At 62.5% G+C, this 23,576-nt stretch carries 20 protein-coding genes; 11 read left to right on the top strand and 9 right to left on the bottom strand.

Annotated elements, in window-relative coordinates:
• Positions 1–75: 75 nt before the first annotated feature.
• Positions 76–228, bottom strand: coding sequence for a hypothetical protein (locus DFO48_RS25270; protein ID WP_158545660.1), 153 nt, complete (start codon positions 226–228; stop codon positions 76–78).
• Between the two features lie 388 nt (positions 229–616).
• Between DFO48_RS25270 and DFO48_RS25860 the strand changes: the two genes are divergently transcribed.
• Positions 617–913 (top strand): YdaS family helix-turn-helix protein, encoded by a 297-nt coding sequence (locus DFO48_RS25860; protein WP_080747123.1) that lies wholly within the window; start codon positions 617–619, stop codon positions 911–913.
• Here DFO48_RS25860 and DFO48_RS08250 read toward each other — a convergent pair.
• Complete coding sequence (locus DFO48_RS08250; RefSeq protein ID WP_233506350.1) at positions 855–1,796, bottom strand: ComEC/Rec2 family competence protein; 942 nt, start codon at positions 1,794–1,796, stop codon at positions 855–857. The genes DFO48_RS25860 and DFO48_RS08250 overlap by 59 nt on opposite strands.
• Before the next feature lie 211 nt (positions 1,797–2,007).
• On the opposite strand from DFO48_RS08250, the gene DFO48_RS08245 reads away from it, so the two are divergent.
• Together DFO48_RS08245 and pdxY are read left to right on the top strand one after the other, a co-directional pair.
• On the top strand, positions 2,008–2,466 hold the full coding sequence (locus DFO48_RS08245) for a RidA family protein (RefSeq protein ID WP_034365267.1): 459 nt from the start codon (positions 2,008–2,010) through the stop codon (positions 2,464–2,466).
• 162 nt (positions 2,467–2,628) lie between these two features.
• A complete protein-coding gene (gene pdxY / locus DFO48_RS08240) occupies positions 2,629–3,522 on the top strand; it encodes a pyridoxal kinase PdxY (protein WP_114863132.1) in 894 nt (297 codons plus the stop codon).
• Between the two features lie 16 nt (positions 3,523–3,538).
• Here pdxY and DFO48_RS08235 read toward each other — a convergent pair whose 3' ends face one another.
• The 4 genes from DFO48_RS08235 to DFO48_RS08220 all read right to left on the bottom strand — a co-directional run bounded on the left by DFO48_RS08235 (position 3,539) and on the right by DFO48_RS08220 (position 10,728).
• Positions 3,539–5,200 (bottom strand): methyl-accepting chemotaxis protein, encoded by a 1,662-nt coding sequence (locus tag DFO48_RS08235; protein ID WP_114863068.1) that lies wholly within the window; start codon positions 5,198–5,200, stop codon positions 3,539–3,541.
• A 205-nt stretch (positions 5,201–5,405) separates the two neighbouring features.
• Positions 5,406–7,796: a DNA topoisomerase IV subunit A gene (gene parC / locus DFO48_RS08230; RefSeq protein ID WP_003076318.1), complete on the bottom strand. Its 2,391-nt coding sequence runs from the start codon at positions 7,794–7,796 to the stop codon at positions 5,406–5,408.
• 40 nt (positions 7,797–7,836) lie between these two features.
• Entirely contained in the window at positions 7,837–8,703 is an 867-nt protein-coding gene (locus DFO48_RS08225; protein WP_034349049.1) for a lytic transglycosylase domain-containing protein, read from the bottom strand.
• 54 nt (positions 8,704–8,757) lie between these two features.
• On the bottom strand, positions 8,758–10,728 hold the full coding sequence (locus tag DFO48_RS08220; protein ID WP_003064589.1) for a DNA topoisomerase IV subunit B: 1,971 nt from the start codon (positions 10,726–10,728) through the stop codon (positions 8,758–8,760).
• A 416-nt stretch (positions 10,729–11,144) separates the two neighbouring features.
• Between DFO48_RS08220 and DFO48_RS08215 the strand changes: the two genes are divergently transcribed.
• From DFO48_RS08215 to bamC, 7 genes are all read left to right on the top strand, one after another.
• Complete coding sequence (locus tag DFO48_RS08215; protein WP_114863067.1) at positions 11,145–12,341, top strand: MFS transporter; 1,197 nt, start codon at positions 11,145–11,147, stop codon at positions 12,339–12,341.
• A gap of 16 nt (positions 12,342–12,357) precedes the next feature.
• On the top strand, positions 12,358–12,489 hold the full coding sequence (locus tag DFO48_RS25795; protein WP_003057673.1) for a hypothetical protein: 132 nt from the start codon (positions 12,358–12,360) through the stop codon (positions 12,487–12,489).
• Positions 12,490–12,531: 42 nt separating this feature from the next.
• Positions 12,532–13,344, top strand: a complete 813-nt coding sequence (locus DFO48_RS08210; protein WP_114863066.1) for an SDR family oxidoreductase — start codon at positions 12,532–12,534, stop codon at positions 13,342–13,344.
• An 81-nt stretch (positions 13,345–13,425) separates the two neighbouring features.
• Positions 13,426–14,028 (top strand): class I SAM-dependent methyltransferase, encoded by a 603-nt coding sequence (locus DFO48_RS08205; protein ID WP_370449564.1) that lies wholly within the window; start codon positions 13,426–13,428, stop codon positions 14,026–14,028.
• 36 nt (positions 14,029–14,064) lie between these two features.
• Positions 14,065–16,215, top strand: coding sequence for a hypothetical protein (locus DFO48_RS08200; RefSeq protein ID WP_114863064.1), 2,151 nt, complete (start codon positions 14,065–14,067; stop codon positions 16,213–16,215).
• A 292-nt stretch (positions 16,216–16,507) separates the two neighbouring features.
• Positions 16,508–17,404, top strand: a complete 897-nt coding sequence (dapA, locus tag DFO48_RS08195; RefSeq protein ID WP_003064577.1) for a 4-hydroxy-tetrahydrodipicolinate synthase — start codon at positions 16,508–16,510, stop codon at positions 17,402–17,404.
• A gap of 63 nt (positions 17,405–17,467) precedes the next feature.
• Positions 17,468–18,580, top strand: a complete 1,113-nt coding sequence (bamC, locus tag DFO48_RS08190; protein WP_114863063.1) for an outer membrane protein assembly factor BamC — start codon at positions 17,468–17,470, stop codon at positions 18,578–18,580.
• Positions 18,581–18,896: 316 nt separating this feature from the next.
• Here the strand turns inward: bamC and DFO48_RS08185 are convergent, their stop codons facing one another.
• From DFO48_RS08185 to DFO48_RS08175, 3 genes are all read right to left on the bottom strand, one after another.
• Positions 18,897–19,163: a hypothetical protein gene (locus DFO48_RS08185; RefSeq protein WP_034359978.1), complete on the bottom strand. Its 267-nt coding sequence runs from the start codon at positions 19,161–19,163 to the stop codon at positions 18,897–18,899.
• A 377-nt stretch (positions 19,164–19,540) separates the two neighbouring features.
• A complete protein-coding gene (locus tag DFO48_RS08180; protein ID WP_114863062.1) occupies positions 19,541–20,665 on the bottom strand; it encodes a JmjC domain-containing protein in 1,125 nt (374 codons plus the stop codon).
• Positions 20,666–20,736: 71 nt separating this feature from the next.
• Positions 20,737–21,687: a helix-turn-helix domain-containing protein gene (locus DFO48_RS08175; protein ID WP_003076335.1), complete on the bottom strand. Its 951-nt coding sequence runs from the start codon at positions 21,685–21,687 to the stop codon at positions 20,737–20,739.
• Positions 21,688–22,042: 355 nt separating this feature from the next.
• Here DFO48_RS08175 and DFO48_RS08170 point away from each other — a divergent pair, with 355 nt between their 5' ends.
• Complete coding sequence (locus DFO48_RS08170; protein ID WP_114863131.1) at positions 22,043–23,494, top strand: aldehyde dehydrogenase; 1,452 nt, start codon at positions 22,043–22,045, stop codon at positions 23,492–23,494.
• Positions 23,495–23,576 lie beyond the last annotated feature (82 nt).

The following is a 23,576-nucleotide window of genomic DNA, read 5'->3' as shown; positions in this document are numbered from 1 at the left end:
GAAGCATTACGCGAGGCTCCAACAAGACCATCACGAACACAGTCACTAGCACCAAGAAAACAAGGATCTGCATGCTCATGAACTAGACCCCTTGCGTGCCTTAAAGCGCTGAACCGCTTCAACGACACCACCAAGAACCAGAAGCACGAACATGACCAAGCCGAAAAACAAAACGATGAGGGCTTGAGCGCGAAAGGCCCATTCAGCGAAGAAGAGGAATGTGCTCATGCGCGACGCTCCGTCATCGCCTTCAAGAAGTCGGCAGTCAGAGACAGAGCGCTCTGCACTTCCTTGAGCTGGTCTTGGAAAACAATCTGATCAAAAGCATCAGCTGCCGCAATCTGCCGACGAAGCACGAAACGTCGGTGCTGCAGGAATCGCTGAAAGTCTTGGAGAGTGGTGCCCCCAGCGCCGACACGACCGGGAGCGGCCAGGCTATCGGCAGTGCCTTTTGTGGCGCTGGGGACGTTATGCGGGGATGAGTGTTGAGACATTTGGCCGCTCCTGCTTAAAATCAGCAAAGAATGCTGTACAGCAATTTTTGCTGTTGGCCGAAATGTACAGCAGTTTGTGCTGTTAAAGCAAATTGTGTTGTATTTTGTACCGGAGAAAAAACATGTCCCTCAGATCACTTATCGATCAAGCAATCGAGAAAGCAGGAAGTCAAATCAAGCTCGCAGAGCTAATGAACGTCCAGCAGCAAGTGATCAGCGCGTGGAGAACCGGTCGACGCACATGCACAACACCCCACCGCATTGAGCTATGCAGGATCGCGGGTTACGACCTAAAAACCGCACTGCTTGAGCAGGTTGTAGAGGGTTTAAACAGCCAAGATGAGATACAGGCAGAAGCCGCTAAAACGCTGAACGCGTTACTTGCCGCATTCCCCAAAAACGGGGAGCGCATATCGTGATGTGCAGGCCCGATATGCTCATCAGATGCGCCACGCCTGTCTGGCGAAACAGCGTCCAGTCCTTGCGGTCAATCGCCTGCTGATCACCCACGGCCAGCGCTGCCACCACGCCCAGAGCGGCCTGAGCATGCTCTGCGCCACCACCTGGCCACCAGCGCTGCAAGCGCAATGCCTCGCCCTGAATACGATCGCGCAAGCCCTGTCGCCAGCGCTGCAGCGGATATTGGTTTGTCACGGCCAGGAGTTCGGGCGCGGGCTGCTGGCGCACATAGCCCGTGGCCTGAACCCCTTGCTCCCAGGCCAGCAGTTCGTAGTCAAAGCCGTGCGGATTGCGCGAGCCATGCGGGCGCTTGATGCGTACCGTGAAACGCCAGCGCTGGCCGGGGCTCAGCGCCACGCCTTTGGACCAGTCAGGCACGAGAGGCTGGCTGGCATCCCGCACCTGCCCGAACGGGCCATACCAGGACAGCTCCAGCTGCCTTGGCACGCCGGCATCCGAGCTATCGACCACAAAACGCCAGCGCTGGCCGTTGGCCTGGTTCTGCAGCATGGAAGCAATGCGGCCTTCCACCTGCAGATCCACGGCCTCCAGCGCCTGTGGCAGGGTCTGCTCCAGATAGGCATGGGCGCGCCACCCCGTCAGCCCCGCCGCACAGCAGGCTGCACCCAACAGCATCAGCCACCAGCTCTGCCAGGGTCTGCCACACCATCTGCCTGCAAACAGCATTGTCAGCAAACCCCAAGCCAGCAAGATCTGGTAGAGCGACAGATGCCACAGCCTGGCCTGAGTCACCTGCCAGGCAGCACCCAGCACACAGCCCCACAGCGGCGCCAGCCACGACAGGCGGTGACGCTGGGAGCTTGGAGTCTGATGGAGCGGCATGCTGCCATGCTAGGAGGGAGCGCCCAGCCACAGCATTGCGACTATCCCTGCCCTGTATCGAACACCAAAAACAGCATCAAACACTTGCTCTCATTGTGCGAGCAGCTATCAATTCAAAAGCTATGGCCGCTGTGCCAAGGCAATCAATGCCCGGGTCCGCTGCTGTGTCAAACTTGTCGATCCCTTAGCCTCGCACTTTTTGGAGCCCGTCATGAGCGTCTACGAAAAACTCAAAGCACTGAACATCGCCCTGCCTGAAGTGGCCATGCCCGCGGCCGCCTACCTGCCCTATATGCAGACCGGCAATCTGGTGTTCCTCAGCGGCCATATCGCCAAGCAAAACGGCCAGCCCTGGGTCGGCAAGCTGGGCGAGAACATGACGACCGAAGAAGGCAAGCAGGCAGCCCGCGCCGTGGCCGTGGATCTGATGGGCACGCTGCAGCATGCCTGCGGCGGCGATCTGAATCGCGTCAAGCGCATCGTCAAGGTCATGAGCCTGGTCAACTCCAGCACCAGCTATACCGAGCAGCATCTGGTCACCAACGGCTGCAGCGAACTGCTGGGCGAAGTCTTCGGCGAAGCCGGCAAGCACGCCCGCAGCGCCTTCGGCGTGGCCCAGATCCCCCTGGGCTGCTGCGTGGAAATCGAGCTGATGGCCGAGCTGGGCTAAGACTTCGGCTCACTCACATAAAGTGAGCTAATACCGCTTGCTATTCATAGATTTCAGATACAAAACAATCTGAACTTCTTGATAGATAAGCGCAAGCAGCTCACTTTATCTTTGCAGCGCGATGCTTGCCGCAAGCATCCCAACCACTCACGAAAGAGCCCCATGCCCGGCACGCAGGCACCCCCGCTGGTTCTCAGCATTCAATCCCATGTCGCCTACGGCCATGTGGGCAACGACGCGGCCATGCTGCCGCTGCAGCTGCTGGGCATAGAGCCCGTGGCCGTGCATACGGTGCAGTTCTCCAATCACACCGGCTACGGCGAGTTCAAGGGCCAGGTCTTCACGCCCGCCCATGTAGAGGATGTGCTGGACGGCCTGCGCGCCCGCGGCGTGCTGGCGCGCTGCACGGCAGTGCTCTCGGGCTATCTGGGCGATGCCGGCGTGGGCGAAGCCATTCTGGCCGCCGTGCAGGAGGTGCGCGCCGCCCAGCCCGGAGCCCACTATCTGTGCGACCCGGTCATGGGCGATGTGGGGCGCGGCGTGTTCGTGCGCCCCGGCATCCCGGACTTTCTGCGCAAGCGTGCGCTGTCCCAGGCCAGCGTCATCACGCCCAACCACTACGAGTTCGAGCTGCTGTGCGGCGGCCAGCCTCTGAGCACCGTGGAGGCGGCCACCCGGGCGGCCCGAGCCATGCTCACGCAGCTGCATCACAGCCCGTCGGCCCTGATCGTCATCACCAGCCTGCGCACCGACGATCTGCCATCCGACCAGCTGGCCACGCTGGCCGTGACGGCCGACCAATCCTGGCTGGTACAGACGCCCTATATCGACCTGCACCCCCTGCCCAACGGCATGGGCGATGTGTTCTCGGCCGTGCTGCTGGGCCATCTGATTCAAGGGCGCGCCGTGCCCGATGCCGTGTCCAGGGCCGTGAGCACCTTGTATGCACTGGTCTCGCGCACCGAATCGGGGCAGCGCGACCTGCCCCTGGTCGCCAGCCGCGAGCAGATCATGGCACCGGCGCACCTCTTTGACGCCGTGCCGGTCATCGGCTGAAGCGGCGCGACCCGATTCACTCCTGGTGCGCCAGCGCCGGCTGGCGCGCGGCGCCGGACGGGCGTGGCCGGACCGTCGAGGCGGGCCCTTTTGCTACCGACTCAATAGCATCCTTGGCATGTACGCGGCTGCTTCTGAGATCGTCCATGCGGAACATGCTGATCGTCTGTGTCAGCTGCTCGGCCTGCTCCCGCAGGCTTTGCGCGGCAGCGGCCGATTCTTCGACCAGGGCCGCATTCTGCTGTGTCATCTGATCGAGCTGGCTGATGGCCTGGTTGACCTGGGTCACGCCTGCACTTTGCTGGACCGAGGCTTCGCTCACCTCGGAAATCATGGTGCTGGCGTTCTGCACCGATTTGACGATATCGTCCATGGATTCGCCCACGCTCTGCACCAAACTGATGCCGTTTTGCACGCGCGCCTCCGAGGTGCCGATCAGGGTACGGATTTCCTTGGCCGCGTCGCCGCTGCGCTGGGCCAGGGAGCGCACCTCGCTGGCCACCACGGCAAAACCGCGCCCTTGCTCGCCGGCGCGCGCCGCCTCCACCGCCGCATTGAGCGCGAGGATATTGGTCTGGAAGGCAATACCGTCGATGACGCCGATGATGTCGCCAATCTTCTGGCTGCTCTGGCGAATCTCGTCCATGGTCACCACCATGGAAGCCACGACCTCGCCGCCGCGCTGGGCCAGGGCGGCCGCGCCCGATGCCGTGCTGCGCGCCTGCTCTGCGCTGCTGGCGCTGTTCTGGATGGTGCTGGTGAACTCCTCCATGGCAGCAGCGGTTTGCTGCAGATTGCTGGAAGTCTGCTCGGTGCGCGCCGACAGGTCCTGGTTGCCGCCAGCGATCTCGGCGCTGGCCGTGGCAATGCTGTCGGCACTGTGGCGCACCTGGGCCACCATATCGTTGAGCGCCCGGCACATGTCCTGCTGGGTGCGCAGCAGCGCGCCGAATTCGTCATGGCGCTGCACGGTTTCGCCCAACCGCAGATCGCCGCCGGCAATGCGCTCGGCCATGACCTGGGCGGCCAGCAGCGGCGACTGTATGCTGCGGATCAGAAAGAAGGCACCGGCGGCAATGCCCAGCACCACAAACAGCACGACCACACCGGCTATCTTCACGGTCGCCATGCGCAACTCGGCCATCTGCAGCAGGCTGTCGGCAGCGGCCTTTTTCTGCAGGTCGACAAACGCCTGCAGCGATTGCAGATAGGCTGCAATCGCGGGCTTGAAGCTTTGCTCGGCCAGCGCGAGAGCCCGGACCGCCTCCCCCTGGTCCTTGAGCTGGGCAATCTGCTGGCGCAGCGTCAGCACCTGCTGGCGCGCTGCGGACACGCGCTCCATCTGGGCCTTATCCTCGGCAGACACCGCCAGTGCCTGCAGCGCCTTTTGCACCCTGGAAATACGGTCCGAGGTCTCGGCCATCGCGGGCTTGAAGCTCGCCTCCACCGACGCCTCGCTGCTCAGCGCCAATGCCAACGTGCGCACGGCGTTGGCTTCGGTCAGGCCCATCCACTCGATCGCCAGCTCGGTGCGTGAGCGCATTTGCTGCGCCGTCTGGTCCGACGCCTGCTGCGTGACCGAGGAGCGGTAGCCCGCGAACCCGATCACCGCAATCAACACCGCCACGATGAGTAACACTGCCGCCCAGAGCTTGTGGGCCATCTTGAGTCGCTGCATAAAATATCCTGCCAACAAAGCTGCACAAGGCCTGTGCGCAGACATCGCCGCGCATTGAGACAAAATGTATCCATGCTGAACCCATGTCAGCAGCAGGAATTTCCCTTTGTAGTGCGCTGCCCCAAGCCCATGCTTGCACCGCAGAAAACAAAAAGCCGCCCGGGACCTGCCTGGTGCGGCTTTTTGACAGGCGGCACAAGCCCGCTTATTCCACGCGCGTCACCGCCTGGGGCTTGAAGCCCAGGTCGGCAGCCTTGCCCTTGCGCCCACGATTGCCGCGGGCATTGTTGAGGCTGCGGATCTCCAGCGTCTCGGTACGTGCCTTGCCGCCGCGCCCCACGCCATCCAGGCGAATGCTGCGCGTATAGGCGGCAGCGCCAGCCAGCTGGTCCTTGTCTTCCAGGCTGATCAGCATCAGTCCGCGCCCGCCCTTGGGCATGGCCTTGAGCTCGGCGATCTCGAAGGTCAAAATGCGGCCGCCCACCGAGGCGCAGATCACATGACTGGCGGGGTTGAGCAAACCGGCCCCCTGCTCGCCGCCTTCGACATATTCGGCACGCGCATTCATGGGCACGCCATGCACCACCGACGGTGCGCACAGGGTCTCACCCTCGCCCAGCGTGACAAAGGCCTTGCCGGCCTTCTGGCGCGAGACCATATCGCCCACGCTCGCCGTGAAGCCGTAGGCACCCGAGCCCGAGAGCAGCAGCTGCGTGCTTTCGCTGCCGGCAAAGTAGTACAGCAGCTGGGTGCCGGCTTCGAGCTCGATCAGCGTCGTCACGGGCTGGCCGTCGCCGCGTCCGCCCGGCAGGGCCGATACCGGCACCGAATAGACCCGGCCGTTGCTGCCAAAGGCCAGCAGCTGATCGACCGTGCGGCACTCGAACGTGCCATAGAGACTATCGCCTGCCTTGAAGCTCAGCGTGGCAGCGTCCACACCGTGGCCTTGGCGCGTGCGCACCCAGCCCTTTTCGGAAATGATCACGGTCGTGGGCTCATCCACCACCTTGACCTCGGCCACCACCTTTTTCTCCTCATGGATCAGGGTGCGACGGGCATCGCCAAAGGTCTTGGCATCGGCCTCGATTTCCTTGCAGATCAGGCGGCGCATGGTCGCCTCGCTGCCCAGGATGTCTTCGAGCTTGCCCTGCTCGCTGCGCAGCTCCTTGAGCTCCTGCTCAATCTTGATGGCCTCCAGGCGCGCCAATTGGCGCAGACGGATTTCAAGAATGTCCTCGGCCTGACGCTCGGAGAGATTGAAGGCATCGATCAGGGCCTGCTTGGGTTCATCGCTGGCGCGGATGATGGCAATGACCTTGTCGATATTGAGCAGCACGGCCTGACGGCCTTCGAGGATGTGGATGCGATCGAGCACCTTCTCCAGCCGGTGCCGGCTGCGTCGCGTCACGGTCTGGAAGCGGAAGGCGATCCACTCCTCCAGCATCTGGCGCAGCGACTTCTGCACCGGGCGGCCATCGAGGCCGATGCTGGTCAGATTGATCGAGCTCGAAGACTCCAGGCTGGTGTGGGCCAGCAGCGCCGTGATCAGCTCCGACTGGGGAATCTTGCCGGTCTTGGGTTCGAACACGATGCGCACCGGCGCATCCTTGCTCGACTCGTCGCGCACGCAGTCCAGCACAGCCAGCATGCTGGCCTTGAGCTGGGTCTGCTCCTGGCTCAGCGCCTTCTTGCCGGTCTTGACCTTGGGGTTGGTGATGTCCTCGATCTCTTCGAGCACCTTCTGTGCCGACACGCCGGGCGGCAGCTCGGTCACCACCAGCTGCCACTGGCCGCGTGCCAGCTCTTCGATCTTCCAGCGTGCGCGCACCTTGAGACTGCCGCGGCCCGTGCGGTAGGCGTCGGCAATATCGCTGCTCGATGAAATGATCTGGCCGCCGCCCGGATAGTCTGGGCCGGGAATCAGCGCCAGCAGCTCCTCCTCGGGCAGTTGCGGCTTCTTGATCAGGGCCACGCAGGCCGCCGCCACCTCGGGCAGATTGTGGCTGGGGATTTCCGTTGCCAGCCCCACGGCAATGCCGCTGGCACCATTGAGCAGCGAGAACGGCAGACGGGCCGGCAGCTGCTTGGGCTCCTGGGTGCTGCCGTCGTAGTTGGGCACAAAGTCCACCGTGCCCATATCGATTTCATCGAGCAGCAGGCCGGTGATCTTGGACAGGCGCGCCTCGGTGTAACGCATGGCAGCTGCGCCGTCTCCGTCGCGGCTGCCGAAGTTGCCCTGGCCGTCGACCAGCGGGTAGCGCTGGTTGAAATCCTGCGCCATGCGCACCAGTGCGTCATAGGCCGACTGGTCGCCATGCGGGTGAAAGCGGCCCAGCACGTCACCGACGACGCGGGCGCTCTTGACCGGCTTGGCGGCCGTATTGCCGTTCGGGCCGCTATAGCTCAGCCCCATGCGCTCCATGGCATAGAGAATGCGGCGCTGCACGGGCTTCAAGCCATCGCTGACATCCGGCAGGGCACGGCCCTTGACCACCGATAAAGCGTATTCGAGATAGGCGCGCTGTGCGTATTGACCCAGGTCCAGTGCATCGCCAGCGGCTTGTTGAGACAAATCCAGTGTGGTTTGATCGCTCATGAATTCTTTGTGATTTTCCAAATTGCGCCGATCCGGCGACTCAAGGTATTTGCGCGTCCGCAGCCGCAGAGGCTGCGCCCGGCAGAGTCATGCGTATGCGGGAGCCGCTGCGGCCAGCCGAGCCGGCCGCAGCCAGCCGGCCACTCAGGGGCCTGGCTGCCTGCAGCTGCTCGTAAATGCCCGTGACGGCCTTGACGTAATTCATTGTTTCCTTGTAGGGCGGAATCGCCTTGCCGAATTTCTGCACCGCACCTTCGCCCGCGTTATAGGCGGCCAGCACCAGATCGAGCCGGCCCGGGAACAAGTCCATCAGATAGCTCAGATAGCGCGCGCCGGCAGGCACGTTCACGGCCGGGTCGGCCAGCTGCTGCTGCATGCTGCGCTTTTTGCTGGCCGACACGCCAAAGCGCTCGGCCGTGGCCGGCATCAGCTGCATCAGACCGACAGCCCCCTTGGGCGAGACGGCCTGGGCATCGAAGCCGGACTCCACGGCGATCACGGCCTTGATCAGGTCGTAGTCCACGCCGGTTCTCTCGGCCGCCTTCTGCAGATGCGGCCTCACGCTCTTGTAGCGCGGCGAGACCTCGAAAAAGCTCTGCATACGGGTGCGGGCGTTGAGCCCCTCGGCCGCCGAGTCCTGCTTGAGCTGCAGGCCCGGCTGGCTGCTGTCGTAGAGCTCGCCCTTGAAGAACAGCTTGTAGCGCTCGTCCAGCGCCTCGGCCGCAAAGTGCGTGACGCCGAATTCGTCGACATAGGCCCAGAGATCGGCATGTGCCGCCGGCGCCATGGCCAGCCAGCCCGAGCCCGCCAGCAAGGCAGCCGCCACCGCACGTCGCAAACGCACAGACGCGAACCCGCCGCGCGCAGGCAGCTGGCTGGTTGAGACATCGAACATTGGCTTGTGCATGGCTGGCTCCATCGGCCGGTAGTGACCGCTAGTGCAGGCGTTGGCAACGCCCGCCTAGATATCGACCTCCACGGCATCGCCATGCAGCTCCATCAGCTCGCGGCGAGCGGCGGCTTCGCCCTTGCCCATGAGCTTGGTGACCACGGCTTCCGACTGTGCAAAGTCCAGATTCATGAACTGCACCGGCAGCAGACGACGCGTATCGGGGTTCAGCGTGGTTTCCCACAGCTGTTCGGCATTCATCTCGCCCAGGCCCTTGAAGCGGCTGACCTGGCATTTCTCACGCGGCACGCCGTCCTTGGCGCATTTTTCGATGATGGCATCGAGCTCGCCCGCATCCAGGGCATAGACCTTGATGGCCGGCTTCTTGCCGCGTGCAGGCACGTCCACACGGAACAGCGGCGGCAGCGCCACATGGATGTGACCGGCTTCGATGAGCTTGGGGAAATGCTTGAAGAACAGCGTCAGCAGCAGCACCTGGATGTGCGAGCCGTCCACGTCCGCATCCGAGAGAATGCAGATCTTGCCGTAGCGCAGGCCGGACAGGTCTGGCTCGTCATTGGGGCCATGCGGGTCCACGCCGATCGCCACCGAGATATCGTGGATTTCGTTGTTGGCGAACAGCCGGTCGCGGTCCACCTCCCAGGTGTTGAGCACCTTGCCGCGCAGAGGCAGGATGGCCTGGGTTTCCTTGTCGCGGCCCATCTTGGCGCTGCCGCCGGCAGAGTCGCCCTCGACCAGAAACACCTCGTTGACGGCTATGTCCTTGCTCTCGCAATCGGTCAGCTTGCCGGGCAGCACGGCCACGCCGCTGCCCTTGCGCTTTTCCACCTTCTGGCCGGCCTTCTGGCGGGTCTGGGCGGCCTTGATGGCGATCTCGGCCAGCTTCTTGCCCCAGTCCACATGCTCGTTGAGCCACAGCTCCAGCGCCGGGCGCACAAAGCCCGAGACCAGACGCACGGCATCGCGCGAGTTCAGGCGCTCCTTGATCTGGCCCTGGAACTGCGGGTCCAGCACCTTGGCATTGAGCACATAGCTGGCGCGCGCAAACACGTCGTCGGGCATGAGCTTGACGCCTTTGGGCAGCAGCGAGTGCATGTCGATGAAGGCCTTGACGGCCTGGAACAGGCCGTCGCGCAGGCCGCTGTCATGCGTGCCGCCAGCGGTGGTGGGAATCAGGTTGACATAGCTTTCGCGCAGCGGCGCACCGTCTTCGGTGAAGGCCACGCACCAGGCCGCGCCCTCGCCTTCGGCAAAGCTGTCGTTGTTCTTGTCGGCAAAGCCCTCGCCTTCGAACAGGGGGATGACGGGCTCGCCATGCAGGCTCTGCGCCAGATAGTCGCGCAGACCGCCCTTGAACTGCCAGCTCTGGGTGTCACGCGATTTTTCGTTGATCAGCGAAACGGCCACCCCGGGCATGAGCACGGCCTTGCTGCGCAGCAGATGCACCAGCTCGCCCATGGGCAGGGCCGAGGATTCGAAGTATTTGGCATCGGGCCAGGCACGTACCGTCGTGCCCTGCTTGCGCTCGCCAGCCTGCAAAGGGCGCACCTTCAGCGGCTCGATCACATCGCCGCCCGAGAACACCAGCGTGGCCACCTGGCCGTCGCGGTGCACCTGCACCTCCAGACGCGTGGCCAGCGCGTTCGTCACCGACACGCCCACGCCATGCAGACCGCCCGAGAAGCTGTAGGCGCCGCCATTGCCCTTGTCGAACTTGCCGCCCGCATGCAAACGCGTGAAGACCAGCTCCACCACGGGCGCCTTCTCCTCGGGATGCAGGCCAAAGGGAATGCCGCGCCCGTCGTCCTCCACGCTGTAGGAGCCGTCGGCATGCATGGTGAACTTGATTTTCTTGCCGTAGCCGGCAAGCGCCTCGTCGGCCGCGTTGTCGATCACCTCCTGCAGGATGTGCAGGGGGTTGTCGGTACGCGTATACATGCCGGGACGCTGTTTGACAGGCTCCAGACCCTTGAGAACGCGGATCGAGCCTTCGGAATATTCGTTGGACGGTTTGACTGCCATGGGGGCGGATTGTAGTAGCCTCTCCAGATGAGAGCTGGATAAATTCACAGTTGTTTACTCCCAATACTCTTGCACAAAGCCCGAACATCTGTCTTGGCAACGTGTTTTTACCGGATCTTTATCGTAGAGAAGACTATTAAAAAGATAGCTTGTACTGCATGCAATTCATAGATTTCATATAGTTTTTTACCTACATCATTTATTAATCCTACGTAAGACGCTCACTTTTTTATTTTTCTGATTCGCTGCGCATTCACGCAACCCAGCACTGCCATCGCATTCTGGCAGGCCGGACTGCCACGCATGTGACGAGCTGTGCAGGCGCAAAACAGCGGGTTTCGTTACAGTGGTGTGCTGACCGCCCCCAAGCCCTTTTTCGCACACACGGCATGACTACAAAGACAACTCCAGCCCCCATGTCCATGGCGCAGATTCTTCTGTGCGGTGGCGCCATCGTCACGCTCTCCATGGGCATACGCCACGGCTTCGGCCTGTGGCTGCAGCCCATCACCCAGGAGATGGGCTGGACGCGCGAGAACTTTTCCCTGGCCATTGCCGTGCAGAACCTGTCCTGGGGCATCCTGGGCATCTTCGTCGGCATGCTGGCCGACCGCATCGGCGCCTTCAAGGTGCTGATCGGCGGCTCCGTCCTCTACGCCCTGGGTCTGGTCGGGATGGCGCTGTCTCCCACTTCCACGGTGTTTTTGCTGACCGCCGGCGTGCTGATCGGCGCGGCCCAGGCCGGCACTACCTATGCCGTGATCTACGGCGTGCTGGGCCGCCAGATTCCGGTGGCGCGGCGCAGCTGGGCCATGGGTGTGGCCGCAGCGGCAGGATCGTTCGGCCAGTTCTTCATGGTGCCCGTGGAGGGCAAGCTGATCGCGCAGTTCGGCTGGTCCAATGCCTTGCTGATACTGGCGCTGTTCGCGCTGCTGATTGCCGCGCTAGCCTTCGGCCTGCGCGAGCCGGGCTTTGGCGGCAGCACGCCCATCAAGCGCGAGCAGACCGTGGGCCAGGCACTCAGGGAAGCCTGGACCTACCCCAGCTTTCTGCTGTTGATGGCGGGCTACTTTGTCTGCGGCTTCCAGGTCATGTTCATCGGCGTGCACATGCCCAGCTATCTGAAGGACTTCGGCATGGCGCCCCATGTGGCCAGCTATTCGCTGGCCCTGGTCGGCCTGTTCAATATCTTCGGCACCTATCTGGCCGGCAATCTGGGCCAGAAGCTGCCCAAGCGCTATCTGCTGTCGGGCATCTACGGTCTGCGTTCGGTGGCCACCGTGGCCTTTTTGCTGGCCCCGCTCTCGCCCTGGTCGGTCTATGCCTTCTGCGCCGCCATGGGCTTTCTGTGGCTGTCCACCGTGCCGCTGACCAATGCCACCATCGCCCAGATCTTCGGCGTGCAGCATCTGTCCATGCTGGGCGGCTTTGTCTTCTTCAGCCACCAGATCGGCAGCTTCCTGGGCGTATGGCTGGGCGGCTATCTCTACGACATCAACGGCAACTACGACATGGTCTGGTACATCTCGATTGCCCTGGGCATTTTTGCCGCCGTCGTCAACCTGCCCGTGCGCGAGACAGCCATTGTGCGACGCGCGCCCAGCGCCGCCTGATACCGGAGACACCACCATGCAGCTCAAACTCTGGCAACGCATCTCCATCTGGTGTGCCGTGCTCGTGCTGCTGCTGGCGGTGTTTGCCCTGTATCTGCAACCGGAATTCATGCTCACACTGGCAGACCAGGTCTGGGCCTGCTTCTGAGCTCTTGGGCAACCGGCCCAGGCGGCATGGCCGGGAGAGAGCATGGCCCGCATCATCATCACCGGAGCCTCGGACGGCATAGGCGCCGAAATGGCCCGCCAACTGGCACAAACTCATGGCAGCCGGCTGCAGCTGACGCTGGCCGCGCGCAATGCCGGCAATCTGCTAGCCGTGGCAGAGCAATGCCGGGCCCTGGGGACGCAGGTGCTGGAAGTTCCCACCGATGTGAGCGAAGAGGCCCAGTGCCGCGCGCTGATCGACGCCGCCGTGCAGCAGTTTGGCGGGCTGGACGCTCTGATCAACAACGCCGGAGTCTCTGCCCATGCGCTGTTCGAGCAGGTCAGCGCACAGGACCTGGGCTGGTATGAGAGGTTGATGCGCATCAACCTCTGGGGCAGCGTCTGGTGCACCCATGCGGCGCTGCCGCACCTCAAGGCCAGCCAGGGCTCCATCGTCGCAGTGTCTTCGCTGGCCGGGCTGATCGGCGTGCCGGGCCGCACGGCCTATAGCGCCAGCAAGTTCGCCATGGCAGGCTTCTTCGAAGCCCTGCGCATCGAGCTCAAACCCGCCGGCGTGAGCGTGACCACCGCCTACCCCGGCGTGGTGGATACGCGCATCCGCTACCACGGCTACAACGCCAGAGGCGAAGCCGCAGGCGTCAGCGGCCTCAGGGAAGACGGCGCGATGACGGTGGCCGAATGCGCGCGCCTCATACTCGACGGCCTGAAGCGCCGCCAGCGCGAGGTGGTGATGACAGGCAAGGGCAAGCTGGGCCGCTTCATCAAGCTGATCGCCCCGGGCATGGTGGAAGACATGGCACTGGCCGCGCTCAAGGACGATGTGAAGCCGCACTGAGCCGGCGCGAGCTGCTGCCGACGCAGCGACGCACAAGGCATGCAAGGATTTGGCTGCGGGCACTGCTATAGTTTTCGCAAGATGACCAGCCACTCCCTGCCTCCCGCACCCGCCCCCATTCCTGCTACGACCGCCAGCCACTGCGCGCCGGCGCCCTCTGCCTGGATTGCCCGCTTCGCCCATCTGGTACGCCCGCAGGGATCGGTGCTGGACCTGGCCTGCGGCATGGGCCGCCATACCCGTTTCTTCTCGGCCTTGAATCACGCGTTGACCAGCGTGGACAGGGCGCCGGAGGCGACCCGGTCCGTGGCGGATATCGCCGAGACGATTACCGCCGACATCGAAAACAACGCCTGGCCGCTGACGGGCCGCAGCTTTGATGGCGTGGTCGTCACCAACTATCTGTGGCGTCCGCTGTTGCCGCAGATTCTGGACAGCGTCAAGCCCGGCGGCGTGCTGCTCTACGAAACCTTCGCCCAGGGCAACGAGGCCTATGGCAAGCCCTCGCGCCAGGACTTCCTGCTCGCCCCCGGCGAGCTGCTGCAAGTCTGTGCCGGCTGGAGCATCGTCGCCTACGAGCACGGTCTGCTTGAGCAGCCCGCGCGCGTGGTGCAGCGCATTGCCGCCATCCGGCCCGATGGCGCGGCCGCACCTGCCGCACCAGCAGCACTTGTGCAAGCCTGACGCCCCCTCTTGCCCACCCCGATCTGCCCGACTGCCATGCCCGCCTACGCCCTGCTGCTTGCCCACAACGAACACCCCAGTGCCTCGACAGAATGGCCTGCAGAGCCCGGCGGCAGCTGCGACGGCTGGGCCGAATGGTTCAGCAGCACGCCGCTGCTGTTCAGCGTGTTGCTGGGCGATGCACGGCATCTGCCCGAACTGGTTCCCTGCAGCGCCTACCAGGACAAGCAAAGCCTCTCGGCACTGGCCGCACCCATGGAGCAGGTCCGGGCCCGCTGGCAATGGCTGAGGAGCGTGATTGAGCCACTGCCCGCAAAAAGCCCTGCGCATTGGCCCGACTCCGTCAAGAAGCAATGGCAGCAAATCGATCACACCATCAGCACCAGCACGCGCCAATGGCTGCTGCTGGACTGCGCCACGCTATGTCCGCATGACTTTGATGAAGCAGAGTTCACGACCTTTTTGCAGGCCCAGCGCGAGCTATGCCGGCAATGGAGCTGCAGCGGCGACGAGCTGCCCGAATCCCTGCAGGCCTTGAAGCGGGCGCCGCAATCCCATCTGGGATGGTGGAGCGATTCTGTCATTGCCCGCACCGAGGTCATCGAGCAGGAAAGCGAAGAAGACTGGCCCGCCTGGCTGGCCGATCACTACGAGCCGCGCCACCATGGCGCCTGGGACGAAGCGACCGAAAGCTATTACGTCATGCCCAGGCTGCACCCGCGCACGGGCCTGAAGCCACAAAGCGAGGCCGAGCGCGACCACTGGCCTGTGGGCATGGTCACGCCCTATGGCCGCTGGCTGCAGCGTCCCTTGGAAGGCGCGAGCATGACCTTTGTCTCTGGCGAGCACCTGAGCGTGCATTACCCCGAGACCACGCCGGGCGAAGGTGCGAAGTCCGGCATCAAGGATTTGAACGGCATCTGGCTGGTATCGCCCTCCGAGGGCTATCGCGACGCCTATGCCGTCACACCCCAGGTCATGGCCTGCCGATCACCGGGGCAGGAAAACATGCAGGAGCTGCGCAGCCTGCCCAGCCTCGCGCTGCTGCACGAAGGGCTCAGCAGCATCGACTACAACGAGGAACAGGACGAATTCATCCGCGCCGAAAAAGGCCCGTACGGCAACTCGTGCCAGTTGCTGCTCAAGGCCGACGGCCAGCCGCTGTTTGATGCGGGCCGCTATGAACACATCAACGACTTCAGCGCCAAGACAGAGCTGGCCGTCGCCTGCGTCCGGGAGCCCTTTGTCAACGAGCAGGGCGAACAGGAGCACCGTATCCTCGAAGGCGTGATCGACATCCGCGGCCAGGAAATCATCCCCTGTCAGTTCAAGACCATAGAGCGCGGCTTCAGCAGCTCGCCCCCCAAGGTATTTCCCGGCCGCAAGCTTCTGGCCATCACCGAAAAAGGCGAGCCCCGCATCTTCAACACCAAAGGCAAGCTGCTGGCCGCCCCTGATATCTGGTGCCCTCCGCTGAACTGCAGTCCGAAGAAAAATGAACTGCTCACCTTCATGGGCGAAGGGCCGGAGGCCCAACTGGTCATGTTCTCCATCCAGGATTTCAGCATCACCCGCACCGGAGAAACCTGGGAGGACTACCGCAATGCGCTGCGCGGCATGTTCAAGGGCCTGGGTGGCGACACCCCCGAAACCACGACCATGACCCGCGCGGAACTGATGGAGGCAGAGGATGAAGACTGGATGCGAGCTATGTCGCGCATTCTCTGCCTGAATGACGAAAGCCGGGCCGCAGACCTGCTGCAGCAATGGCGCGACTGCGTGGCGGCACCTGATCCTGACGACATGGGCTGGGATGAAGATGACGAGATCGACCCCGATGTCATGCATCTGCCCGCTGGAGAAAACGCGCTGACCCTGTACTGGGGGCATCTGCTTGCCATTGCCGATCAGTTCGCCCGCTTTGACTGGAAGGATGCCGAGGGCATTGCCGCCACGCACTGGCTTCCCGGCACCGATGACTGGCAGTGGGACACGCCCGCTGACGGTGTTGAATCGGGCCTGGAGCATATGGCCGAACATCTGGCTGGCCGCCAGCTGGCCCTGATCAAGCTGGCCACCGATGACGACAGCCTGCGCGTGACCGTGGTGCGCTCGGCAGATGCCGAGGACTTCATGGAGCGGCTGGCGCAGGCCCATATCAGCGCCTGGAACTACAGCGCGAACTGATGGCGACACCGGGCCACAGCGGTGCTCGCCGGCCTGATCCTGGGACGAAAGCAAAGCCCGCAGCAGTATCTTCAGCAACGGCAAAGCCGTGCAAAGGCCTTCATGCTGTCTAAAACAGACCCGGCTTCAACAAACAATATGACGCACAAATTTTAAATATTTCGTCATTTCGTCATTTATCAACAACACTTCGACAAAAACAGAGTTTTGCTAGACACTGTTGACAGCAAACCACTGCTTGCACCCTGTCCCTGTTTGTAGAATTCATTTTTACCGTTTTCTGATTGCGGATATGACATCACCCTCCGTTGCTCTCACTGGCAGCATTGTTGCCCTCATTACGCCCATGCTCGAAGACGGTAGCGTCGACTACCCGTCGCTGCGCAAACTCATCGACTGGCATGTGGCCGAAGGCACCAACTGCATCGGTGTGGTCGGCACCACCGGTGAATCGCCCACCGTGAATGTCGAAGAGCATTGCGAAATCATTCGTGTCGCCGTGGAGCAGGCCGCCGGCCGCGTCTCCATCATGGCCGGCTGCGGCGCCAACAGCACGCACGAAGCCATCGAGCTGGCCAAGTACGCCAAGAAGGTGGGCGCCGACAGCCAGCTGCAGGTCGTTCCCTACTACAACAAGCCCACACAGGAAGGCCAGTACCAGCACTTCAAGGCCATCGCCGAAGCCACTGGAGACCTGCCCGTGGTTCTGTACAACGTGCCCGGCCGCTCGGTTGCGGACATGCAGCATGACACCGTGCTGCGTCTGGCCCAGATCCCCGGCATCATCGGCATCAAGGAAGCCACCGGCAACATCGAGCGTGCTCAATGGCTGATCCGCGACGTGCCTGCCGGCTTCGGCGTCTACTCCGGTGACGACCCCACCGCAGTGGCACTGATGCTGTGCGGCGGCCACGGCAATATCAGCGTGACGGCCAACGTCGCTCCCCGTCTGATGAGCGAGCTGTGCAAGGCTGCCATGGCCGGCGATACCAAGCGCGCCATGGAAATCCAGTTCAAGCTCATGCCCCTGCACAAGAGCCTGTTTGTCGAAGCCAATCCCATTCCCGTGAAATGGGCAGCGGCCCGCATGGGTTTGTGCGGCCCCGCCATGCGCCTGCCCATGACGCCGCTGAGCGAGCAATGCGAAGCAGTTGTTGAGGATGCTCTGCGTAAAGTTGGCGTACTCTGATCGAGTTGCGCTAAGCTAGCGGTTTTTCGCACATAGCTTGAACGCTACCCAAGGACAATCCGCGTGAAACAACAAACAGCACGTTTGAGCCTGCTCAGCATCGCGCTGGGCCTGTCTGCCTGCACGACCACGTTCCAAGAGACCAAGATCGACTACAAGAGCGCGGGCAAGAATCAGGCCCCCTCTCTTGAAGTCCCTCCGGATCTGACGCAGCTGTCGCAAGACTCGCGCTATACCGTCCCTGGTGGCGTGGTATCCGCTGCTGCCATGCAGGCCAATGCCAAGGCAGCCAAGCCGACCGACAACAACACTGCAGCCAACAAGATTGGCGACGTCCGCATCGAGCGTGACGGTGCCGAGCATTGGCTCGTGGTTGATCGTGCAGCCGACAAGCTCTGGGAACCCACTCGCGACTTCTGGCTGGAAAACGGCTTCATCTACTCGATGGAAGACCGCCAGTTGGGCATTCTCGAGACCGACTGGGCCGAAAACCGCGCCAAGCTGCCTCAGGACATCATCCGCAGAAGCCTGGGCAAGGTGTTCGATTCGCTCTACTCCACCAGCGAGCGCGACAAATTCCGCACCCGCCTGGAGCGCGAGCCCGATGGCAAGACCCGCATCTATGTCACCCACCGTGGCATGCAGGAGGTCTACACCAGCGAGCGCAAGGACAACACCATCTGGCAGCCGCGTCCTCGCGACCCCGAACTGGAAACCGAGTTCCTGCGCCGCATCATGGTCAAGCTGGGTGTGAGCGAAGAGCAGGCCTCTGCCGTTGCCAAGGCGGACAAGTCTGCGGCCACTACCTCGACCGGCGCACGCATGGACACCATCAACGGCGTGCCCACTCTGCAGCTGGAAGAAGGCTTTGAGCGCGCATGGCGCCGCGTTGGCGTGGCGCTGGACCGCACCGGCTTTACCGTGGAAGATCGCGACCGCAGCCGCGGCCTCTACTACGTGCGCTACGTGGACCCGAACGCCAAGCCCGAGTCCAAGGGCTTCTTCAGCAAGATCTTCAGCCAGGGCAAGGAAGCTGCTGCGCCTCAGAAGTATCAGATCCAGGTCAAGGGTGACGGCAACAAGTCCCAGGTCAGCGTGCTCAATGAGCAAGGCCAGCCGGACAGCTCCACCAATGGCCAGCGTATCGTGCGCATCATCACGGATGATCTGAAGTAAAGAGCGCTGCGCCCCTTAAAAAAGCCACCGGACTGCGCTCTGGTGGCTTTTTTCATGCCCGAACGAATCGAGCCTGGGCCTGGGGCTGCAATGCTCATGGCGCGCGCTTGCCCGCCAAAATCCACCCAAGTGCAGATACAGGTGCAGATACAGGTGCAGATACAGGTGCAGATACAGGTCCAGACGCAGACCTTGCATGCCAAGCATGCATCCGCAGCTCGAAAATCCGCTGCAAAACCCAGACGCAAAAAAACCGCACCTGGGTGCGGTTTTTTCATGCTCGAGGCCTGGGCCTCAAGCTGGCTGATGCAGCGAATTACTTGGCAGCAGGAGCTTCAGCGGCGGGAGCAGCAGGAGCGTCAGCGGCAGGAGCAGCAGGAGCGTCAGCGGCGGGGGCAGCAGGAGCGTCAGCAGCAGGAGCAGCAGCGTCAGCGGCGGGAGCAGCAGGAGCTTCAGCAGCAGGAGCGGGAGCAGCAGGAGCTTCCACAGCAGGAGCGGGAGCAGCAGGAGCTTCTTCCTTCTTGCCGCAAGCAGCCAGAGCAGCAGCAGCGATCACGGTAGCCAGAATCAGAGAGTTCTTCATGACAGTTTCCTAAATGGTAGGTTCAGCAGACGGTATGCAGATTGCCATTACGGTCAGCCTTTTGCAGCTATTGATCGCTATGGCATATCAGGTCAAACGATAAATTCGACTCAGCCCGCATTATAGGTAGTTTTGCCCATTGCTGACTAACACTGACAGCAACTAAACAATTCTGCACAAATCGGTGCGTTCTCATTTACCGGGCAAGCCCACGCTTGCCTTGAGTCACACTGTGGAGCATAAATTTATTCCTGTCAAATCCCTGACAGAGCTTTGACGAAGATTTACATAACCTATACAAAGCCCGCCGAATCGACAAAAGCCACAGAGGACAAACCCGTAAGTTAGCACGATCGCTGTTACAAGTCCACCCTGTTTCAGTCGCCTGAGCGAACCCAGCCCGCATCGAACCACGACGACAGCAACTCCAGCGCATCATCGCTGGCCGTTGCCAGATCCTTGCGCGACAGGGCCCTGGTGTCAGCCAGCTTGCGCATCAAGGTGGCATCGCGGCCGCCCGCCAGATAGCTTTCGCCATTGATGAAGATGTGCTTGGCGTCATACATCATGCGCGTTCGGCGATCCAGCACCACGCTCTCGAACATGCCGTTTTCATCGCCATGCTCGAACCAGACATTGGGCTTGGGGTCGCTCAAGTATTCGCCCAGCGCGCGCTCCAGCGCCAGCGGCTCAGCCATGGCCTTCTTCAGTGCTTCGCGGGCAAAGTCATACATGCCTTCAGGAATCAGCGCCGGGTTGCTCACGGCTTCCTGCTTGGGGTCGCGATAAATGACCGGAGCCTCGGGCTCATCGGGCTCATCCGACATGCGCAGCAGCAATTCACGGCCCAGCTCGCTGCGATCGGGGGAGCGAAAGCCTATCGAATATGTCATGCATTCGCCTTCTGCCACTCCGTCATGCGCCCATTTGGGCGGCAGATACAGCATGTCGCCGGGCTCCAGAACGAACTCTTCCTCGGGCTCGAAATTGGAGAGGATTTTCAGTGGCTTGCCCTGCTGCAAAGACAGGTCTTTTTGACGACCGATGCGCCAGCGGCGCCTGCCCTGGGCCTGCAGCAGAAACACGTCATAGCTGTCGAAATGCGGGCCTACGCCGCCCTGATCGGTGGCAAAGCTGATCATCAGATCGTCAAGGCGCGCCTCGGGCACAAAACGGAATTGCTGCAGCAACTCATGCGCCTTGGCGTCATGCATGTCCACGCCCTGCACCAGCACGGTCCAGCCCGGCTTGGTCAATGCAGGCAGACTGCGACGGGACAGCGGACCATGGCTGAGCTTCCAGTTGTCACCTTCGAGCTGTTGAATCAGGCGCGACTCCACGCCATCCTCGCCCGCCATGGCCAGCAGGCGAGCACGCGGAATCGGGGCCTTGAAGCCGGGGATGGCCTGGCGCACCAGCAAGGGCTTTTTGTGCCAGTGGCGGCGCATGAATTGAGAGGCTGTGAGCCCACCCAGCAGGGTGAGCGGCGTATTGATGTCCATGAATACAGTCCTGCTTTCTAAGCAACGGACTGCATTGTCCTATAGGCCTCGAAAACGCTGGTCAGCACAGATCAATGACCAAGCGCTCTGAACTCGGACGGCGACATGCCGGCATAGGCCTTGAAGGCACGGCTGAAGTGCGCGCTGTTGCCAAAACCGCAGCCCATGGCAATTTCTGTAATGGTGCGGTGCGCGAGCGCCGGGGAATGCAGCTCCCGCATGCACAGCTCCAGCCGGCTTTGCTGGATGAAGCCGCCCAGCGACTGGTCTCGCCCCGCAAAGGCATTGTGCAGATGCCGACGGCTGCAATTGAGTGCTTCGGCCACCTGATCGACCGACAACCCGGGGTCGCGCACATGGCAGGCCACATGCTCGCAGATGCGGTCGTACAGGGCCTGCTTTTGCGTCACCGCCGTGGCCTGCCCGCCAAGTGCCTGCAGGGACAGATGCACCATGTCCACCAGCAACTCCCCGGCGCGGCGCGCCAGCGGGGCCGCCATATTGTCCAGTTCCTGGTAAGTGCTGCGCATGGTCTGCAGAGCAATGCGCGCAATGCCGGCGCTGCCTCCCACCGAGCGTCCCATGAGGTTTTCCAGACGCAGGCCTCGCTCGGCAATGCTCTGTTTGGGCACCATCATGATCAGGTGCTCCGTGTGCTGGGGATTGGCCACCACATAGGGCTGCGAGGTGTCATAGATGGCCCAGCTGCCATTGCTCACGCAGGCCTTGCTGCCGTGCTGCTCCACCTCGGCATGGCCGCTCCAGGGGGCCACGATCTTGAGATAGGCCGCTTCGCTGTCGCGCAGACGGTGGCTGTCGCGTATGACGCGGTGGCGCCCGGCATCCAGCTTGGTGAGCATCACATCGCCTGCGTATGCCACGCTCAGATGCCCGTCAAAACAGGTGTCGCCATACAGATCCGTATCCAGACCCGAGAACAGCTGCGCCATCCAGTCCTGCCAGGCTGGTGCAGTTTCCTTCTCGGGAAGACCATCGGTACTCAGTACCACGGGCGCGGTCATGGGCCTTGACTCCTCGTTGTATCTATCTCTGCCTGTGCCGACAAAGTACTGCAATTATCGGTAAGTGAGCACTTTCGCGCTCAGGCCGGCAAGAATCTCCCACGCTGTATTAAAACTAGTGCAAACCCTAGGCTGCGTGCACGATTCGTCAAACGGTTTGTGCACATTGCGCACAGCATCTTGCCAAGGCTTTTCCTACGATCACTCACACGCCAGTCTCAGGCGAAACACCACAAAAGGTGGAGACAAGCCCGGTGACGCAAGCCTTGCGCAACGACACCAGCTCCCACTTTTTCAACGTGCATCAACAAGCAGTGACCGAGGTCACGCGCCCTTGGTAGTGAAGGAAGCGAAGATGATTGAACAAAGCATGCTCATCGGCGGTCAGACCGCACAGGCCAGCAATGGTGCCACTTTCGAGCGCAGGAACCCTCTGGACGGATCGGTCGCCACGCGTGCCCCGGCCGCCACAACAGCCGATGCAGTGCGTGCTGTGGAAGCCGCTCAAGCGGCCTTCCCGGCCTGGGCAGCCCTGGGGCCCACAGAACGCAGGCTGATGCTGATGAAGGCCTCCCAGGCCCTGGAAGCAAAGGCCGAGGCCTTTGCCGCAGCCATGGCGGCAGAAACCGGTGCCTCCGGCATCTGGGCCGGCTTCAATGTGCATCTGGCGGCCAACATGTTTCTCGAAGCTGCATCGCTGACCACCCAGATCAACGGTCAGCTGATTCCTTCGGACATTCCCGGCAGCATGGCCATGGCCGTGCGCCAGCCTGCCGGCGTGGTGCTCGGCATCGCCCCCTGGAATGCCCCCATCATCTTGGCCGTGCGCGCCATTGCCACGCCCCTGGCCTGCGGCAATACCGTGATCCTCAAGGGCTCTGAGCTGTGCCCTGCCACGCACGGCCTGATCATCGAAGCGCTGCAGGAAGGCGGCTTGCCGCCAGGCGTGGTGAACTTTGTGACCAATGCGCCCGAAGATGCCGGCGCCGTGGTCGAGGCCATGGTGGCTCACCCCGCCGTGCGCCGCGTGAACTTCACGGGCTCGACGCGCGTGGGCCGCATCATCGGCCAGACCTGCGCCAAATACCTCAAGCCGGTCATTCTGGAGCTGGGCGGCAAGGCCCCGTTCCTGGTCCTGGACGATGCCGACATCGACGCCGCCGTGGCCGGCTGCACCTTTGGCGCTTTCGCCAACTCGGGCCAGATATGCATGTCCACCGAACGCATCATCGTGGACGAGGCCGTGGCTGAGGAATTCATCGGAAGACTGGTGGCCCGCGCCACAACCCTGCCTCTGGGCGACCCCCGCAAAGGCCCTGTGGTGCTGGGCTCCGTCGTGGACATGAACACCGTGCAGCGTGTCAACGAACTCATTGACGATGCCGTGAGCAAGGGCGCCAGGATTCTGTGCGGTGGCAAGGCCAGCGACACCCTGATGGCCGCCACGCTGATCGACGGTGTGACTCCCGAGATGCGAATCTTCCGTGAAGAGACCTTTGCCCCGGTAAAAGCCATCGTGCGCGTGCGTGGCGAAGAGCAGGCCATCTCCATGGCCAACGACAACGAGTTCGGCCTGTCTTCCGCCGTCTACACCAGGGACACAGCGCGCGGCTGGCGCGTGGCCGGCCGCATCGAGGCGGGCATCTGCCATGTCAACGGTCCCACCGTGCACGACGAAGCACAGATGCCTTTCGGCGGCGTGAAGAACTCGGGCTACGGTCACTTTGGCGGCCAGGCCGGTATCGATGCCTTCACAGACACCCGCTGGATCACCATGCAGACCACCGCACGTCACTACCCCTTCTAAAGCACCCAGGACAGCAGTCATAGCCGGCAGGCGTGACTGCGGTCTTCGCTTGAAACCTCCATCGCGGGCACTGGGCCATGAG

This window comes from Comamonas sp. AG1104, from assembly GCF_003350425.1.
Lineage (GTDB): Bacteria > Pseudomonadota > Gammaproteobacteria > Burkholderiales > Burkholderiaceae_C > Comamonas > Comamonas testosteroni.
The sequence above is the reverse complement of the archived record's forward strand: the minus strand, read 5'-3'. Positions and strand labels throughout refer to the sequence as shown.